We start from the raw sequence: 17,967 nt of genomic DNA on the forward strand, positions 1-17,967 counted from the left end.
CACACCGCTGGAGGACCATCGTGAGACCTACCGCCAAGACCCCGGTCGGAATCGCGCTGACCGCGATCCTCGCCCTCGGCACCGTCGCCTGTGGTGACTCGTCGTCGGGCGGCGCGGGCGGCCAGAGCGGCTCCGGCCCGCAGATCGGTATCGACCTGCCGCGCGCCGACTCCGACTTCTGGAACTCCTACACCAAGTACGTCCCGAAGTTCGCCGACGAGTACGACGTCAACCTGATGTCCCCGACCAACTCGCAGAACGACGTGTCGAAGCTCGTCGCGAACGTGCAGGCGCTGGTCAGCCAGGGCGCGAAGGCGATCGTGATGGCCCCGCAGGACACCGGCGCGATCGCCTCCACCCTGGGCAACCTGGAGTCCCGCAAGATCCCGGTGGTCTCGGTCGACACCCGTCCCGACAAGGGCAAGGTCTTCATGGTGGTGCGCGCCGACAATCGCGCGTACGGGCAGAAGGCCTGCGAGTTCCTCGGTGAGAAGCTCGGCGGCAAGGGCAAGGTGATCGAGTTCCAGGGCTCCCTCTCCTCGATCAACGGGCGGGACCGCTCGGAGGCGTTCGCGGAGTGCATGAAGACGAAGTTCCCCGGAATTACGATCTTCGAGGAGCCGACCGAGTGGGAGGGGGCCAAGGCCGCGGCCGCGCTCCAGACCCGCCTCGCCCAGCACCCCGACATCAACGGCGTCTACATGCAGGCGGGCGGGGTGTTCCTGGCCCCGACGCTGCAGGTGCTCCGGTCGAAGAACCTGCTGGTCCCGCCGACCGACCCGAAGCACATCTTCATCGTCTCCAACGACGGGATCCCCCAGGAGTTCGAGGCGATCCGCAAGGGCGAGATCGACGCCACGGTCTCCCAGCCCGCCGACCTCTACGCCAAGTGGGCGCTCTACTACGCCAAGGCGGCGGCCGAGGGTAAGACCTTCCAGGCCGGTCCGACCGACCACGACAGCACGATCATCGACATCGGCAACGGCCTGGAGGACCAGCTCGCCGCGCCGCTGGTCACCAAGGAGAACGTCGACGATCCGGCGCTATGGGGAAACCAGATCGGCAAGTGATGACCAGTCACGAGCAGACCGCGGGCGCCGCGGCCGGACCCCCGGCCGCGCAGGCCCGCGACGTGTCGAAACGGTACGGGGCGACCGTGGCGCTGCACTCCGCCGGCATCGCCGTCCAGGCGGGTGAGACCCACGCGCTGGTGGGCCGCAACGGCGCCGGGAAGTCGACGCTGGTGTCGATCCTCACCGGGCTCCAGCGGCCGGACAGCGGTGAGATCCGGTTCGACGGCGTCGCAGCGCCGTCGCTCGCCGACCGGGACGCGTGGCGGCAGCGCGTCGCCTGCGTCTACCAGAAGTCCACCATCATCCCCACGCTGACCGTCGCGGAGAACCTCTTCCTCAATCGGCAGGCCGGCCGTGGCGTCATCGACTGGCGTGGGCTGCGACGCCGCGCCGCGGACCTGCTGGCCGGGTACGGGGTCGACGTCGACCCGGCCGCGCTCGCCGGGGCGCTCACCGTCGAGCAGCGGCAACTCGTCGAGATCGCCCGGGCGCTCTCGTTCGGCGCCCGGTTCATCATCCTCGACGAGCCGACCGCCCAGCTCGATGCCGCCGCCATCGACCGGCTCTTCGACCGGATGCGCGAACTCCAGTCGACCGGGGTGACCTTCCTGTTCATCTCGCACCACCTTCAGGAGGTGTACGAGGTCTGCCAGCGGGTCACCGTGCTGCGCGACGCGCGGCACATCCTCACCGAACCCGTCGAGGCGCTCTCCCGCGACGAACTGGTCGCGGCGATGACCGGCGAGACGGGCCGGGCGCTGGTGGCGGGCGCCACGCGGCCACCGGTACCGGCCACGGCACCCGTCGTGCTCGACGTACGCGGCCTGCGGCTCGCCGGCCACTACGACGGCGTGGACCTCACGGTGCGCGCCGGCGAACTGGTCGGGCTCATCGGTTCGGGCAGCAGCGGCAAGGTGGCCCTCGCCGAGACGATCGCCGGGCTACGCCGGGCCGACGCCGGAACGGTGACCATCGCCGGCAACACCCCGAAGCCGGGCCAGGTGCCCGCCGCGCTCGCCGCCGGGCTCGGCTACCTGCCGCAGGACCGGCACCGGGAGGGCCTCGTGCCGTTGCTGTCGGTGGCCGAGAACGCCACGATGCCGATCGCCGGCCGGCTCGGCCCCGCCGGGATCATCGCCCCCGCCCGGCAGCAGGCCACCGCCGAGCGGATGATCCGGGCGTACGACATCAAGACCGACGGGCCGCACCAGCCGGTGAGCGACCTCTCCGGCGGCAACGCCCAGAAGGTCGTACTGGCCCGCGCGCTCGCCAACGACCCGAAGGCGCTGGTGTTGGTGAGCCCCACCGCCGGTGTGGACGTCCGGTCCAAGGCGTCCCTGCTCGGCGCCGTCGACGAGGCCGCCGCCGGAGGCGCCGGCGTGCTGGTGGTCTCCGACGAACTGGACGACCTGCGCTCGTGCGACCGGGTGCTGGTCATGTTCCACGGACAGGTGATCCGGGACGTGCCCCGGGGTTGGACGGACGCCGACCTGGTGTCCGCAGTGGAGGGAATGGAGCAGCCGTGACCGGCACCGAGACGATCGCCAAGCCACCGAGGACCGGCGGCCCCCGGCCGGGTGGCGGCCGGTTACCCCTGGCCCGGCTCCGGGACTTCGCGCTCGTTCCCGCGATCCTGTTGCTCATCGTGGTGGGCGCGCTCATCGACCCGGTGTTCCTCAGCACCGCCAACATCACCAACGTGCTGCAACAGCAGACCGAGCTGGCACTGCTGGTGCTCGCCGAAGCGATCATCCTCATCGCCGGGAAGTTCGACCTCTCGCTGGAGTCGACGATCGGGCTGGCACCGGCGCTGGCCGTCGCGCTGGTCATCCCGGCGGCCAGCAACGGGCTCGGCACCGAGCTTCCGGCCGGCCTGGCCATCGTCCTCTGCCTGCTCACCGGGCTGGCGATCGGGGCGTTCAACGGACTGCTGATCCTGCGGTTCAAGCTCTCCGCGTTCATCGTCACGCTGGGCATGCTGATCGTGCTGCGTGGCCTGCAGATCGGGATCACCGGTGGGCAGAACCTGTTCGACATCCCACCCTCGGTGCTCTACCTGGGCAGCGCGGTGTGGCTCGGCGTACCGGCCTCCATCTGGATCAGCGGCAGCCTCTTCGTGGTCGGCATCGTCGCGCTCGGCTACTTCCGGCACGGCCGGTCCGTCTACGCCATCGGCGGGAACACCGACGCGGCGCGGGCTGCCGGTATCCGTACCGACCGGGTGGTCTGGGTGGTCCTGATGATCGGTGGCCTGCTCGCCGCGCTCGCCGGCCTGCTGATGACCGGTCGCCTGGGTTCGGTCGCGGCCGCGCAGGGCGACGGCATGATCTTCACCGTCTTCGCGGCGGCGGTCATCGGCGGAATCAGCCTCGACGGTGGCAAGGGAACTCTCTTCGGCGCGCTCTGCGGCGTCGTCGTCCTCGGCCTGATCAACAACATCCTGACCCTCGCCGGGGTCTCCGCCCAGTGGATCCAGGCCATCTACGGCGCCATCATCCTGGTCGCGCTGATCCTGGCCCGGCTCACCTCCGGCAAGGCCCAGGACTAGAGGTTCATCGTCCCGGCCGCTACCGGCGGCCCCCGACGGCAGCGGAGAGGAGCGCCGATGCGCCGGATCGCCCTGCACACCCGGCTCAAGCCCGGCCGCGAACGCGAGTACGACGACGTCCACGCGACCATACCGGCGGAGCTGGCGGCCGCGATCCGCGCGGCGGGCGTACACGGTTGGTGGATCTGGCGGGACGGACCGGACCTGTTCCACGTGGTGGAGGTCGAGGACTACCGGCGGATGCGAGACGAGCTGCGCGAGCATCCGGCGAACGTCGCCTGGCAGGCCCGCATGGCGACGCTGCTCGACGTCCCGGACGACTACTCGGGCACGGACACCGGACTCCCCCTGGTCTGGGCGTTGCCCTCCGCGACGGATCGGGCGACGCCGTGACCGCCGTCCGGGTGGGACGGTCCCAGGTGACCGTGAGCCGGGTCGGTCTGGGTTGCGCACAGCTCGGCAACCTCTACACGCCGATCGGTGCGGCGGACGCGACCGCCACCGTGCGGGCCGCCTGGGACTGCGGCATCCGCTACTTCGACACCGCGCCGCACTACGGCCTCGGACTCTCCGAACGCCGGCTCGGTGACGCGCTGCGCGCCCTGCCCAGGGAGGCGTACGCGATCAGCACGAAAGTGGGCCGGCTGCTCGTACCGGACCGGTCCGGAGCCGACCGGCAGGACCCCGAGGGCTTCCTCGTACCGGCCGACCAGCGGCGGGTGTGGGACTTCACGGCGGACGGGGTGCGCCGGTCGCTGGAGGCGAGCCTGATCCGGCTCGGCCTCGACCGGATCGACGTCGTGCTGATCCACGACCCGGAGGGTCACCAGGCGCCGGCTCTGGAGCAGGCGTACCCGGCGCTGCACGAGCTGCGCGCCCAGGGCGTGATCGGCGCCGTCGGTGTCGGGTCCAAGCAGTCGCAGGTGCTGCACCGGTTCGTCACCGAGACCGACGTCGACGCGGTGATGGTCGCGGGCCGGTACACGGTGCTGGAACAATTCGCGCTCGACGACCTGCTGCCGGAGTGTCAGCGGCGGGGCGTCTCCGTGCTCAACTCGGGAATCTTCAACAGCGGCCTGCTCGCCGTCCCGGACCCGCAGCCCGGCCTCCCGTACGAGTACGCCGCGGTCCCGGACGCGGTGCTCGCCCGGGCCCGCGCGATCGCCGCGGTCTGCGCCCGGTACGGGACGACGCTGCCGGCCGCCGCGCTCGCCTTCGCCGCCGCGCACCCGGCCGTCGCCACGGTCGTGGTCGGCGCGCACGATCCGGCACAGGTCCGGCGCAACGCCACGCTGGCGGCCGCGCAGCCGCCGCCCGGCGAGTTCTGGGCGGACCTGGTGGCCGAGGGGTTGCTGCGTCCGGATGCCGCGCTGCCCACGGCCCCGGTGGTGGCCGCGTGATCGTCGACGCGCACCACCACCTGTGGCGGATCGAGGACGGCTACCGCTGGCTGGACGCACCCGAACTCGCCCCGATCCGGCGCTCGTTCGGCCCGCAGGACCTGGCACCCGAGCTGGCGGCGGCCGGCGTCGACCGGACCGTGCTGGTCGAGGGCGGCCGCTGCGACGCCGACGAGGCGGCCCTCCTGCTCGGGTACGCGCACCGGTCGACCGTTATCTCCGGGGTGATCGCGTGGGCGGACCCCGCCGACCCCGCGCTCGCCGACGTGATCGCCGGCTACAGGCGGCTGCCCGGCGGCGACCTGCTCGTCGGCGTACGGCCCCAGCTGCAGGCGGAGACGGATCCGGCGTACCTGGACCGGCCCCCGGTGCGGCGCGGTCTGCGCACGATCGCCGACGCCGGGCTGGCCTTCGACGTGGTGTGCCGTGTCGACCAGCTTCCCGCCGTGACCCGGGCCGCCCGGGACGTGCCCGAGCTGCGGTTCGTCCTCGACCACCTGGGCAAGCCACAGATCCGCGACGGCGCGGACGGGCTGGCCGCCTGGTCGGGTCCGATCGGCACGCTCGCCGCCTGCCCGAACGTGACGGCGAAGCTCTCCGGGCTGGTGACCGAGGCGGATCGGGACCGGTGGCGGGTGGCCGACCTGCGGCCGTTCGTGACCGAGGCGCTCGGCCGGTTCGGCCCGGACCGGCTGATGTTCGGTTCGGACTGGCCGGTCTGCCGACTCGCCGCCGACTACCGGAGCGTGCTGTCCGCGCTGGTCGAGGCGCTGCCACCGCTGACCGCGCGGGAGCGGTCGGCGGTGTTCGGCGAAACGGCCGTACGGACCTACCGGCTCCGGCCCTGAGCGGTCCCATACGCTGCGGTGCGGAAGAGGGCGGAGGCGAACGTGGCTGTCACGGACGAGGCGATCGACAAGATCAAACAGATGATCCTCGCCGGGGAGTTGCGCCCCGGCGACCGGCTACCACGCGAACCGGACCTGGCCGAACGGCTCGGCCTGTCCCGCAACTCCCTGCGCGAGGCCGTCAAGGCGCTCTCGCTCATCCGGGTGCTCGACGTACGGCAGGGCGACGGGACGTACGTGACGAGCCTGGACCCGGCCCTGCTGCTCGACGCGCTGAGTTTCGTCGTCGACTTCCACCGGGACGACACCGTGCTGGAGTTCCTCGAGGTCCGGCGGATCCTCGAGCCGGGCGCGACCGCGCTGGCCGCGCAGCGGGCGACCGAAGAGGACATCTCGGTGCTGCGCGGGGTCCTCGACGGGCTCGGCGACGATCCGACCATCGACGAGCTCGTCGCCAACGACCTGGAGTTCCACCGGCTGATCGCGGTGTGCGCGGGCAACAACGTGCTCACCTCGCTGCTCGACAGTCTCTCCGGCCCGACCACGCGTGCCCGGGTGTGGCGGGGCCTCACCCAGGAGGGCGCCGTCGCCAAGACCCGCGAGCAGCACGCCGCCATCCTGGACGCGGTCGCCTCCGGGCAGGCCGACCTGGCCCGGTCCTGGGCCACCGTGCACGTCGCCGGTGTGGAGGAGTGGCTGCGCCGGGTCCTCTGACCGGCGTGTTCGGTGCGCTCGCCGTCAACCGGCCATCCGCTCCTCGGCGGCGCGCCACGCCGTCTCCGTCCCGCGCGGCTCGTACCGCACGACCTGCTGGGTCTCGCGCAGCAGGGCCCGCAGTGCCGTCAGGTCGCCGCCGACGGTGCCGGACGTCCTCGCCTGCACCAGCACGTTGCCGAGCGCGGTCGCCTCCACCGGGCCGGCGAGCACCGGCAACCCGCAGGCGTCCGCCGTCAGCTGGCAGAGCAGCGCGTTACGCGCCCCACCACCGACCACGTGCACGGCGTCCACGTGCCGGCCGGAGAGCTGCTGCGCCTGACGTACCGCACGACGGTGCGCCAGCGCCAGGCTGTCGAGGATGCACCGGACGGTGGCGGCCGGCGTGCTGGGCACGGGTTCGCCGGCACGGCGGCAGGCCCGCGCGACGCGTGCCGGCATGTCGCCCGGTGGCAGGAACGCGGGGTCGTCGGGATCCACCACCGACCGGAACGCGGGTTCGGCGGCGGCGCGGCGCAGCAGGTCCGGCAGGTCGGCCCCGCCCCAGGCCCGCACCGACTCCTGGAGCAGCCACAGACCCATGACGTTACGCAGGTAGCGGATGCTGCCGTCGACTCCGGACTCGTTGGTGAAGTTCGCCTGCCGGCTCGCCTCGGTGAGCACCGGGGCGTCGAGCTCGACCCCCACCAGCGACCAGGTGCCGCAGGAGATGTAGGCGAAGTTCTGCCCCGACGCCGGTACGCCCACCACCGCCGACGCGGTGTCGTGCGAGCCGACGGCCACGACGTCGGGCGCACCCGGCAGCCCGAGCGCGGGCAGGACGGGCGCGACGCGGCTGCCCGCCTCCCGCAGCGGCGGGAACAGCTCCGGCCGGATCCCCGCGTCGGCCATCAGCTCGGTGGCCCACGTCCGGCGACGCACGTCGTAGAGCTGGGTGGTGGAGGCGTTGGTGACCTCCGCACCGACCTCGCCGGTGAGCCAGTAGACGACGAGGTCCGGAATCAGCAGCAGCCACCGCGCGACGTCGAGCTGCGGTGTACCGCTCGCGGCGGCGAGCTGGTAGAGGGTGTTGAACGGGAGCTGCTGCAACCCGGTCGTCGCGTACAGCCGTTCCGGCCCCAGCCGTGTCGCCAGCCGCTCGGCCACCCCGTCGGTACGCGCGTCGCGGTAGTGCACCGGGTTGCCGAGCAGCGCGCCGGACGCGTCGAGCAACCCGTAGTCGACGGCCCAGGAGTCGACACCGACGCTGGTCACCGGGCCGGCGGCCCGCAGACCGTCGAGGACACCCCGCGCGAGGGCGAGGATGTCCCAGTGCAGGGTGCCGGCGACCCGCACCGGCTCGTTGGCGAACCGGTGCACCTCGGTCAGGTCGAGGATGCCCGGGCCGACCCGCCCGACCATCACCCGGCCACTGGACGCACCGAGGTCCACGGCGGCGAAACGGCTGCTCACAGCAGCCCCCGTCGGACCGCCCACACCACCGCCTGGATCGGCGCGGCCACGTCGAGCCGGTCGCAGACCGCCCGTACCCGTCGCCGTACGGTCCGCTCGGAGAGGCCCATCCGGCGGGCCACCGTCTCCAGTGGCAGGCCGGTCGCCAGCAGCCGCAACAGCCGCAGGTCCCCCTCGTCGAGCACCGGTTCCACCATCCGCGCCGTCGTCGTCATCCCGCGCCGGCCCGGCTCAGCGGAGAAAGGCCGCGGCGACACCGGCGTCGACCGGGACGTGCAGTCCGGTCGTGTGCGACAGCTCCCCGCAGGTGAGCACGAAGACGGCGTTGGCGACGTGCTCCGGCAGCACCTCCCGCTTGAGCAGGGTGCGCTGCGCGTAGAACTCCCCGAGCTTCTCCTCCGGCACGCCGTAGACGGCGGCGCGTTGGGCGCCCCATCCCCCGGCGAAGATGCCGGAGCCGCGTACCACGCCGTCGGGGTTGACGCCGTTGACCCGGATGCCGTGCCCGCCGAGTTCGGCCGCGAGCAGGCGTACCTGGTGCGCCTGGTCGGCCTTCGCCGCGCCGTACGCCACATTGTTCGGACCGGCGAACAGCGAGTTCTTGCTGGAGATGTAGACGATGTCCCCGCCCATCCCCTGGGCCGTCATGATCCGCGCGGCCTCCCGGGAGACCAGGAACGAGCCCTTGGCCATCACATCGTGCTGCAGGTCCCAGTCCTCCTCGGTCGTCTCGAGCAGCGGCTTCGAGATCGAGAGCCCGGCGTTGTTGACGACCAGGTCCACCCCGCCGAACGCGAGCACCGCCGCGCGTAGGGCGCGGGCGACGGCCGTCCCGTCGGTGACGTCGGCCGTGACGGCGACCGCCACGTCGGCGCCGCCGATCTCGGCGGCCACGGTGCTCGCCGCCTCGGCGTCGCGGTCGGCGACCACCACGCAGGCGCCCTCTGCCGCGAGACGGTGGGCGGTGGCCCGGCCGATACCGGAGCCGCCACCGGTGACGAACGCGACGCGGGTGGCGAGGGGCTTCGGCTTGGGCAGCCGCTTGAGCTTCGCCTCCTCCAGCGCCCAGTACTCGATGCGGAACTTCTCGGCCTCGTCGATCGGGGCGTACCGCGACACGGACTCCGCGCCGCGCATCACGTTGACGGCGTTGACGTAGAACTCCCCGGCCACCCGGGCGGTCTGCTTGTTGGCGCCGAAGCTGAACATGCCGACGCCCGGCACGAGGACGACGGCGGGATCAGCGCCGCGCATCGGCGGGCTGTCCGCGGTGGCGTGCCGCTCGTAGTAGGCCCGATAGTCGTCGCGGTAGGCGGCGTGCAGTTCCCGGAGCCGCTCGATGGTCTCGGGCAGTGGCGCGGTGGGCGGCAGGTCGAGCACCATCGGACGCACCTTGGTGCGCAGGAAGTGGTCCGGGCAGGACGTGCCGAGCGCCGCGAGCGCGGGATGCCGCTCCCGGGCCACGAAGTCGAGCACCACGTCACTGTCGATGAAGTGGCCTACCTGCGGCCGGTCGGTGGAGGCGAGGCCGCGCAGCACCGGTGCGAGGGCGGCCGCGCGGGCCCGCCGCTCGTCCGGCGGCAGCGGCGCGTACCCCTCGATCACCGGGCCGAACGGCTCCGCCCGGCCGTGTTCGTCGAGGTACGCCTGCGCGGTCCGGATGATTTCCAGCGAGTGCCGCTCGCACTCCTCGCTGGTCGTTCCCCAGGCGGTGATGCCGTGCCCGCCGAGGATCACGCCGATCGCCTGCGGGTTGGCCCGCGCCACCGCGGCGATGTCCAGCCCGAGCTGGAAACCCGGCCGGCGCCACGGCACCCAGAGCACCCGGTCGCCGAAGATCTCCTTGGTCAGCTCGGGGCCGTCGGCGGCGGCGGCGACAGCGATGCCGGCGTCCGGGTGCAGGTGGTCCACGTGCGCCGCGTCGACCAGCCCGTGCATCGCCGTGTCGATCGACGGCGCGGCCCCACCCCGGCCGTGCCGGCAGTAATCCAGGAGCGGGACCATCTCGTCCTCCCGCGCGGGATCGGCCGGGCCGCCGCCGGCATCGCCCGGGTAGACGTCGACGAGGGCGCGCAGCCGGTCCAGGCGCAGCACGGCCAGACCGGCCTCGGTGAGCGTCCCGAGGTCACCGCCGGAGCCCTTGACCCACAGCAGATCGACGGGCCGGCCGGTGACCGGGTCGGTGACCTGTGCCTTGGCCGAGGTGTTGCCCCCGGCGTAGTTCGTGGTGGTCGGGTCGGCGCCGAGCCGGTTGCTCCGCGCGATCAGCGCCTGTACCTCGGAATGCATCGTCCTCACGTCCCTGTTCGCGTTCGTTCGGTGGTGGTCAGGCGCCCCAGCCGGCCTGCTGCCCGCCGGCCCGCTCGGTACGGATGCGCTCGAAGTAGCCGGAGCGGGCGTACGCGGCCATCGGGTCGGGGTCCAGACCCAGGTCGGCCCGCAGCTCGGCCAGCAGGGGACGGACGTCGGTGTGGTACGCGTCCATCAGCACCGCGTTCGCGCCGAGCACGTCACCGGCTCGCTGGGCGGCGGCCAGCGCGTCGGCGTCGACGAGCAGGGCCTTGGCGGTGGCTTCCTGCACGTTCATCACCGACCGGATGATCGCCGGGATCTTCGGCTCGATGTTGTGGCACTGGTCGAGCATGAACGCGATCCCGCCCTCCGGCCGCAGCGCGTCGCCGCGGACGATCTCGTGCATGATCCGGAACAGCTGAAACGGGTCCGCGGCGCCGACCATCAGGTCGTCGTCGGCGTAGAAGCGGGAGTTGAAGTCGAACCCGCCGAGCTTCCCGGCGCGCAGCAGGAACGCCACGATGAACTCGATGTTGGTGCCGGGCGCGTGGTGGCCGGTGTCGATGACCACCTGCGCCTTCGGCCCGAGTTCCAGGCAGTGCGCGTACGCGGTGCCCCAGTCGGGCACATCGGTGGTGTAGAAGGCCGGCTCGAAGAGCTTGTACTCCAGCAGCAGCCGCTGGTCGTCACCGAGCCGGTCGTACGCCTCGCGCAGCGCGGCGGCGAGCCGGTCCTGCCGGGCCCGGATGTCGTCCTGACCGGGATAGTTGGTGCCGTCGGAGAACCACAGCTTCAGGTCACGCGAGCCGGTGCGGTCCATGATGTCGACGCACTCGAGCAGGTGGTCGATCGCCTTGCGCCGCACCCCCGGGTCCGGGTTGGTGACGCTGCCCAGCCGGTAGTCGTTGTCCTGGAACACGTTGGCGTTGATCGCACCCAGCGCGACACCCTGGTCCGCCGCGTGGCGGGCCAGGTCGGCGTAGTCGTCGACCCGGTCCCACGGGATGTGCAGCGCCACCGTGGGGGCCACCCCGGTGAGCCGGTGCACCATCGCCGCGTCGGCGATCTTCTCGTACGGGTCACGCGGCACGCCCTCCTGCGGGAACACCTTGAAGCGGGTGCCGGAGTTGGCGTACGCCCAGGACGGGGTCTCGATGCGCTGGGCGCTCAGGGCCTGCGTGACCCGCGCACGGGTCGGCGCGTCGGGGTGGGTCATGGAGTTTCTCCCGTCTGCGCGGCGAGCTGAGCCGCGAGGTTGAAGGCCTCGTCCAGCGGCCGCCACGGCGCGGCCGGGGTGTGGTGGTCGAGGTCGAGGTCGAGGCGGAACGACGACGTCTGCCCGCACCGGCGGCGTGGTGCCGGCGCCGGGAGCACCGGCACCACTCGCGGCGGTCAGAAGTCGAACTGGTCGATGTTGTTCTTGTCGAAGACGGTGGGCGGGCCGAGGACGACCACACCGTCCTTGCCGACGGTGTACTCGCCGAGCTTGCCGGCCGTGAACTTCTCACCCTCGGCACCGGTGATCTGCCCCGACGCCAGGGCGGCGCCGGCGTACGCCGCGAGGTAGCCCAGGTCCGCCGGGTTCCACAGCGAGAACGCGTCGACGGTGCCGTCCTTGACGTACTGGCGCATCTGGTTCGGGGTGCCCAGGCCGGTCAGCTTGACCTTGCCCTTGTACTGGGAGCCGCTCAGGTAGCGGGCGGCGGCCGCGACGCCGACGGTGGTCGGCGAGATGATGCCCTTGAGGTCGGGGTACGACTGAAGCAGTCCCTGGGTCTCCTGGAACGACTTCTGGTCGTCGTCGTTGCCGTACGCTACGGTGACCAGCTTGATCTTGCTGTACTCGGGCTTCGCCAACTGCTGCTTCATCAGCTCGATCCAGGCGTTCTGGTTGGTCGCGTTGGCGGTGGCGGAGAGGATCGCGATCTCACCGGCGCCGCCGATCTGCTCCGAGATGAGCTTGACCTGGTTCTCGGCGATGCCTTCGGCGGTCACCTGGTTGACGAAGATCTGCCGGCACTCTGGCTTGGTGTCCGAGTCGAACGTTACGATCTTGGCCCCCGCCGCCTTCGCCTGGTTGAGGGCGCCGCAGATCGCGTTGGGGTCGTTCGCCGAGGTCACGATCACGTCCATGCCCTGCTGCGACAGCGTGTTGATGTAGCTGACCTGGGAGGACGCGCTCGCCTCGGAGGGGCCGACCTCCTTGAACTCGCCCTTGATCTCGGTGACCGCCGTCTTACCGCCGTTGTCGGAGACGGTGAAGTAGGGGTTGTTCACCTGCTTGGGCAGGAAGGCGATCTTGAGGCCTTCCCTGATCGACGCGTCCGGGTTCGCGGCGCCGCTGGCCTGGTTGCCGGCGCCGGTGTCGTTGCCGGAGTTCTCCCGGGTGGTGCCGCCGCAGGCCGTGGCGCTGAGCAGCAGGGCGGCGAGGGCGAGGCCGGTGGCCCCGAATCGGAAACCTCTGCGGTGCGCGGACATCGTTATCCCTTCCGGGGGTTGGTGGTGGGGGAATCAGGGCGCGACGGGGTTGGCGCGCTGCCGTCGACGGTGCAGCCGCGCGCGGACGTCCGCGACCGCGTTGGGGAGCACGACGGAGGCGACGAGCAGGGCCCCCGTGACGATCGTCAACGCGTTGGCGTCGACGTCGGCGAGTTGCAGCGCGTTGCGGAGGACACCGAGGAGCAGGACTCCGGCGACCACGCCGAGCAGACCACCCCGGCCGCCGAAGATCGACACGCCGCCGAGCAGCACGGCGGTCACCACGGTGAGTTCGAGACCGGTGGCGTTGTCGCCCCGGGCGCTGGCGTAGCGCAGGGTCCAGAAGATCCCGACCAGCCCGCAGACGGCGCCGGAGGCGACGAAGAGCCAGAACTTCGTCCGTGCCACCGAAACGCCGGCGAAGGTGGCGGCCTGGTCGTTGTTACCCATCGCGTAGAGCGCCCGCCCGGCCGAGGTCGCGTGGAGCACGAGACCGAACACCAGCGCCAGCAGCAACACCGGCAGCACCGCGACGGGGATCGAGGTGCCGGGGATGTCCCGTACCGCCGCCGCGGTCCAGCTCGCCGGGAAATCGGCCACCGCCTGGTCGCCGAGCACCACGAACGACAGTCCCCGGTACAGGGCGAGGGTGCCGATGGTCACCGCCAACGAGGGCAGGCCGAAGCCGGTGACGAACACGCCGTTGACCGCGCCGAGCACGGCGCCGAGCAGCACCACCAGCACGCAGATCAGCTCCAGCGACAGCCCGCTGGACAGCCACAGCTGCCCCATCACCGTGCTGCACAGGCCCACCGTGCTCGCCACCGACAGGTCGATCTCGCCGGTGATGACGATCAGCGTCATGGGCAGCGCGAGCATGGCCAGCGGCACCAGGTCGAGCAGCAGGAACTGGACGTTGCGGCCGGTGGCGAAGTTCTGCACCGACACGCCGGCCAGCAACGCGGCCAGCACCAGGGCCACCACGACGGCCACGTCCCAGGAACCGAGCGCGCCACGCAACCCGGCCAGGCGGCCCGTCTCCCGCTCGGTCTCGGCGCCGGACGACGACGGTGCGGCGTACAGGCTGTCATGCGCCATGGGCGCTTCTCCCTCGGAGCCGGGCCGCCATCCGCAGGGCCAGGAGCCGGTCCAGGCCGATGGCGGCGAGGATGAGCGCGCCGACGACCGCCTGCTGCCAGAACGGGTCGATGCGCAGGACGGCCAGCGAGCTGCCGATCGTGGTGAGCAGGACAGCGCCGAGCGCGGCGCCGTACGCACTGCCGCTGCCGCCGAAGATGGCCACCCCGCCGACCACGGCCGCCGCGACGACCTGCAGCTCCAGGCCCGTTCCGGCGGCCGCGTCGAGGGTGCCGAACCGGGCCGCGTAGAGCACACCGGCGAGGCCGGCGAGCGCCCCGTTGGCGACGAACACGGCGAAGACGCGCCGGCCGACGGGGATCCCGGAGAGCCGGGCGGCCGCCGGCTCCGAGCCGATGGCGTAGAGCTCCCGCCCGCTGCGGTAGGAGCGCAGGTAGTAGCCGACGACGGCGACGACGACCACCGCGGCGAGGAAGAGCAGGGGTACGCCGAGCACCGTCTGGTTGCCCAGTCGCAGGAATGACCGGGGCATGTCGGCGGCGTTGATCTGGCGGCCGGACGCCCAGTAGTAGTCGATGCCGCGGAAGGCGTAGAGGGTGCCGAGCGTGATGACGAGCGCGGGGACCTTCGCGACCGCGATCAGCCCGCCGTTCACCGCGCCACACCCGGCGCCCAGCGCGACGCCGAGCAGCACCGCCACCGGCCAGGGCGTACCGGGCGCGGCGAGGAAGAGGGACCCGGTCGCGAAGGCGACCAGGCCGAGGATCGAGCCGACGGACAGGTCCACGTTGCGGGTGACGATGACCAGGGTCTGCCCGACCGCGAGGATGACCAGGATCGCGCAACCGAGCAGCAGGTCCTTGACACTCTGCCCGCTCAGGAAGCGGTCGTTGCGCAACGTGGTGACCAGGATCAGCGCGCCGAGCGCGAGCAGCAGGCTCAACTCGCGTACGGCGAGCAGCCGTTCGGTGAGCCCGCGGCGTGGCGGGCCGGACGGCGGGTTCGCGGTGCGGCGGTCCGGCGTCCCGGTGTCCGTGAGACTCATGCCGGCACCTCGCTCCGCTCGGCTCCGGCTGCCGCACCGCACTGGCGATTCGCTCGCCGGCGCCCGCTCATACGGTCGCTCCTTGTCCGGTGGCGGCGAGCATGACCGAGGTCTCGTCCGCCTCGGCCCGGGACAGCTCGCGGACCACGCGTCCCTCGTGCATGACGAGAACCCGGTCCGCCATACCGAGCACCTCGGGCAGTTCGCTGCTGATCATCAGGATGGCCAGCCCCTCGTTCGCCAGTTCGGAGAGCAGTCGGTGGACCTCGGCCTTGGTGCCGACGTCGATGCCACGGGTCGGCTCGTCGATGATCAGGATCCGCGGTTCGGTGGCGAGCCACTTGGCGAGCACGACCTTCTGCTGGTTACCGCCGGAGAGCGTCGCCACCGGGGCGGTGAGCCGGGACGCCTTGACCTGCAACCGCCGGGTCCATCGCTGGGCCTCGGCCCGCTCGGCACCCCCGATCAGCAGCCCCAACCGGCTCAGTGCGCTGCGGCGGGCCAGGGTGGCGTTGCGCTCGACCGACAGTTCCATCACGAGACCCTGCTGGCGGCGGTCCTCGGGGACCAGCGCCAGGCCGGCGGCGATGGCCCGGCGCGGGCTGCCCGGTGGTAGGGGCCGGCCGGCGACGCGTACCTCGCCGGCGTCGTAGCGGTCCACGCCGAAGACGGCCCGGGCCACCTCGCTGCGGCCGGCGCCCACCAGACCGGCCAGGGCGACGATCTCGCCACCCCGGACGTTGAACGACACGTCGGAGAAGACACCGGCCCGGCTCAGCCCACTGACCTCCAGCAGGGTGTCCCGAACCGGGGCGTCCTGCTTCGGGTAGAGCGACGAGACGTCCCGGCCCACCATGCGCCGCACCACCTCGTCCACGGTGAGGTCGGTGGTCCGGTCGGTGGAGACCCAGGCCCCGTCGCGGAGCACCGTGATCCGCTGGCAGAGGTCGAAGACCTCGTCGAAACGGTGCGAGATGAACAGCACGGCCGCACCGCGCTCGCACAGTGACCGGGCCACCCCGAAGAGCCGTTCCACCTCGACGCCGGAGAGCGCGGCGGTGGGCTCGTCCATCACCAGGATCCGGGCGTCGAAGGACAGCGCCTTGGCGATCTCGACGAGCTGCTGGTCGGCGATGGACAGCCCGCGCGCGGGACGGGTCGGATCGATCCGGACGCCGAGTCGCTCGAAGAGCCGCTCGGCGTCACGGTTCATGGCGGTCGTGTCGATGCGGCGCAGGCCGCGCAGTGGCTGCCGGCCCATGAAGATGTTCTCCGCGACCGACAGGTCGGGAAACAGGGTCGGCTCCTGGTAGATGACGGCGATGCCGGCGGCCCGGGCATCCGCGGGGCCGCGCAGTTCGAGCGGGCCGCCGTCGAGGGCCATCCGGCCGGTGTCCGGGGCGTGGGCTCCGGCGAGGATCTTCACCAGTGTGGACTTTCCGGCCCCGTTCTCACCGACCAGGGCGTGCGCCTCGCCGGGGCGCAGCGCGAGGTGCACGCCGCGCAGCGCGGCGACGGCGCCGAAGGACTTCGTCACACCGTCCAGTACCAGCAGCGGAGCGTTGTCCGCTCCCGGTGCTTCGGGGCTCATCCGACCCCCTCCTGAATCGTTTCATGGGTCGTGCATGGACGGTAGGGGCAGGCATTCGTGACCGTCAAGACCTCGCGGCGATTTCCCCCCGCTCGCCGGAACGGGCCGCGAACTCTCACTTCCCGTCGCGCAGGGCCGACCCGAAGTGGGCCGCCGCCGACCGGGCAACTGGATGAAACGTTTTAGCCGCTATAGACTCCCGACGTCGACCCGGGGCCCGGGGCCGCCGCGCGGCGTCCCCGCTCCATGTCCCAGGGATCAGGTGGCGTGCTCGGTGTCTGCGGTGGGTGAGCGGGACCGTCGGACCGCAAGGCGGGACCACCCAAGGACGCTCACCAAGCGCACTGAGAGGTAACGGAACGATGGCAGGGGCAAGCATCAAGGAGGTGGCCCGCCACGCCGGCGTGTCCCTCGGCACGGTGAGCAACGTGCTCAACCGGCCCGACATGGTCTCACCCAGCACCCGCCAACGTGTGCTCGACGCCATCGCCGAACTCGGCTACGTACGCAACGACTCCGCCCGTCAGCTGCGCGCGGGCCAGAGCCGCACGATCGCCATCGTCGTGCTGGACGTGACCAACCCGTTCTTCACCGACATGGTGCGCGGTGCGGAGCGGGTCGTCGAGGCGACCGGCGCCATGCTCATCGTCTGCAACAGCGGCGAGGACGGTGCCCGCGAACGCCGGCACCTCGAGCTGTTGGAGGAGCAACGCGTACGCGGCGTGCTCATCACCCCAGTCGGCGACGGGCCGCAACCCCATCTCGAGAAACTCATCGACCGTGGCATCCCCGTCGTCCTCGTCGACCGCGGCACCGGCCGGGCCAGCCGCTGCTCGGTGGCCGTCGACGACGTCCTCGGCGGCCGGCTCGCCATGGACCACCTGCTCGACCAGGGTCACCGCCGCATCGCCTACGTCGGCGGGCCACTCTCCATCGCCCAGGTCGCGGAGCGGCATGCCGGTGCCGCCGCCGCCCTGGAGGATCGGGGGGCGGGCGCCGAACTCCGCGTCGCCGCGACCACCAGCCTGACCGTCATGGCCGGACGGCGAGCCGCCGAGGACCTGCTGGCCCTGCCCGCGCGCCAACGACCCACTGCCCTCTTCTGCGCCAACGACCTGCTGGCCCTCGGCGTGCTCCAGGAGCTCACCGCGCGCGGTCTGCGGGTGCCCGCCGACATCGCCATCGTCGGCTACGACGACATCGAGTTCGCCGCCGCGGCGGCGGTGCCGCTCTCCTCCGTACGCCAACCCCGCGAACAGCTCGGACGCACCGCGGCCGAACTGCTGCTCGAGGAGGCCGAGCACGGCGAGGCACACCAGCACCGGCACGTCGTCTTCCAGCCCGAGCTCGTCGTCCGCCGCTCCAGCGACCAGCCTCGACGCGCCCGACGCTGACCGGCGCCGGCAGCCGTGCGGCCGACGCGGTCGT

At 72.0% G+C, this 17,967-nt stretch carries 17 protein-coding genes; 8 read left to right on the plus strand and 9 right to left on the minus strand.

Features of this window, described 5'->3' with window-relative positions; translation table 11 throughout:
* Positions 1 to 20: 20 nt before the first annotated feature.
* The 7 genes from AB0F98_RS11830 to AB0F98_RS11860 are packed head-to-tail and all read left to right on the plus strand — an operon-like array spanning position 21 to position 6,583.
* On the plus strand, positions 21 to 1,070 hold the full coding sequence (locus AB0F98_RS11830) for a sugar ABC transporter substrate-binding protein (RefSeq protein WP_357732728.1): 1,050 nt from the start codon (positions 21 to 23) through the stop codon (positions 1,068 to 1,070).
* Entirely contained in the window at positions 1,070 to 2,599 is a 1,530-nt protein-coding gene (locus AB0F98_RS11835) for a sugar ABC transporter ATP-binding protein (protein WP_357732731.1), read from the plus strand. The genes AB0F98_RS11830 and AB0F98_RS11835 overlap by 1 nt, the downstream gene beginning before the upstream one ends.
* Positions 2,596 to 3,621 (plus strand): ABC transporter permease, encoded by a 1,026-nt coding sequence (locus AB0F98_RS11840; protein WP_357732734.1) that lies wholly within the window; start codon positions 2,596 to 2,598, stop codon positions 3,619 to 3,621. The genes AB0F98_RS11835 and AB0F98_RS11840 overlap by 4 nt, the downstream gene beginning before the upstream one ends.
* A gap of 57 nt (positions 3,622 to 3,678) precedes the next feature.
* A complete protein-coding gene (locus AB0F98_RS11845) occupies positions 3,679 to 4,014 on the plus strand; it encodes an L-rhamnose mutarotase (protein WP_357732738.1) in 336 nt (111 codons plus the stop codon).
* Entirely contained in the window at positions 4,011 to 5,021 is a 1,011-nt protein-coding gene (locus tag AB0F98_RS11850) for an aldo/keto reductase (RefSeq protein ID WP_357732741.1), read from the plus strand. The genes AB0F98_RS11845 and AB0F98_RS11850 overlap by 4 nt, the downstream gene beginning before the upstream one ends.
* Complete coding sequence (locus AB0F98_RS11855; protein ID WP_357732744.1) at positions 5,018 to 5,869, plus strand: amidohydrolase family protein; 852 nt, start codon at positions 5,018 to 5,020, stop codon at positions 5,867 to 5,869. The genes AB0F98_RS11850 and AB0F98_RS11855 overlap by 4 nt, the downstream gene beginning before the upstream one ends.
* 42 nt (positions 5,870 to 5,911) lie before the next feature.
* Entirely contained in the window at positions 5,912 to 6,583 is a 672-nt protein-coding gene (locus AB0F98_RS11860) for a FadR/GntR family transcriptional regulator (RefSeq protein ID WP_357732747.1), read from the plus strand.
* A 24-nt stretch (positions 6,584 to 6,607) separates the two neighbouring features.
* On the opposite strand, the gene AB0F98_RS11865 is transcribed toward AB0F98_RS11860, so the two are convergent.
* The 9 genes from AB0F98_RS11865 to AB0F98_RS11905 form a co-directional block, all read right to left on the minus strand.
* The gene (locus AB0F98_RS11865) at positions 6,608 to 8,035 is read right to left on the minus strand and encodes a rhamnulokinase family protein (RefSeq protein ID WP_357732750.1); all 1,428 of its coding nucleotides are present in this window, start codon (positions 8,033 to 8,035) and stop codon (positions 6,608 to 6,610) included.
* Entirely contained in the window at positions 8,032 to 8,250 is a 219-nt protein-coding gene (locus tag AB0F98_RS11870; protein WP_357732753.1) for a LuxR C-terminal-related transcriptional regulator, read from the minus strand. The genes AB0F98_RS11865 and AB0F98_RS11870 overlap by 4 nt, the downstream gene beginning before the upstream one ends.
* 16 nt (positions 8,251 to 8,266) lie before the next feature.
* On the minus strand, positions 8,267 to 10,324 hold the full coding sequence (locus AB0F98_RS11875) for a bifunctional aldolase/short-chain dehydrogenase (protein ID WP_357732756.1): 2,058 nt from the start codon (positions 10,322 to 10,324) through the stop codon (positions 8,267 to 8,269).
* Between the two features lie 37 nt (positions 10,325 to 10,361).
* Complete coding sequence (rhaI, locus tag AB0F98_RS11880; protein ID WP_357732760.1) at positions 10,362 to 11,543, minus strand: L-rhamnose isomerase; 1,182 nt, start codon at positions 11,541 to 11,543, stop codon at positions 10,362 to 10,364.
* Complete coding sequence (locus AB0F98_RS11885; RefSeq protein ID WP_357732763.1) at positions 11,540 to 11,701, minus strand: hypothetical protein; 162 nt, start codon at positions 11,699 to 11,701, stop codon at positions 11,540 to 11,542. The genes rhaI and AB0F98_RS11885 overlap by 4 nt, the downstream gene beginning before the upstream one ends.
* 18 nt (positions 11,702 to 11,719) lie before the next feature.
* Complete coding sequence (gene rhaS / locus AB0F98_RS11890) at positions 11,720 to 12,805, minus strand: rhamnose ABC transporter substrate-binding protein (protein ID WP_357732766.1); 1,086 nt, start codon at positions 12,803 to 12,805, stop codon at positions 11,720 to 11,722.
* 33 nt (positions 12,806 to 12,838) lie between these two features.
* Positions 12,839 to 13,903, minus strand: coding sequence for an ABC transporter permease (locus AB0F98_RS11895; RefSeq protein ID WP_357732769.1), 1,065 nt, complete (start codon positions 13,901 to 13,903; stop codon positions 12,839 to 12,841).
* The gene (locus AB0F98_RS11900; RefSeq protein WP_357732772.1) at positions 13,893 to 14,948 is read right to left on the minus strand and encodes an ABC transporter permease; all 1,056 of its coding nucleotides are present in this window, start codon (positions 14,946 to 14,948) and stop codon (positions 13,893 to 13,895) included. The genes AB0F98_RS11895 and AB0F98_RS11900 overlap by 11 nt, the downstream gene beginning before the upstream one ends.
* Before the next feature lie 67 nt (positions 14,949 to 15,015).
* Entirely contained in the window at positions 15,016 to 16,539 is a 1,524-nt protein-coding gene (locus AB0F98_RS11905; protein WP_357732775.1) for a sugar ABC transporter ATP-binding protein, read from the minus strand.
* Positions 16,540 to 16,901: 362 nt separating this feature from the next.
* Here AB0F98_RS11905 and AB0F98_RS11910 point away from each other — a divergent pair, with 362 nt between their 5' ends.
* Entirely contained in the window at positions 16,902 to 17,933 is a 1,032-nt protein-coding gene (locus AB0F98_RS11910; RefSeq protein ID WP_357732778.1) for a LacI family DNA-binding transcriptional regulator, read from the plus strand.
* The last annotated feature ends 34 nt before the right edge of the window (positions 17,934 to 17,967 follow it).

The sequence above is a fragment of the Micromonospora sp. NPDC023737 genome, from assembly GCF_040639715.1.
GTDB lineage: Bacteria > Actinomycetota > Actinomycetes > Mycobacteriales > Micromonosporaceae > Micromonospora.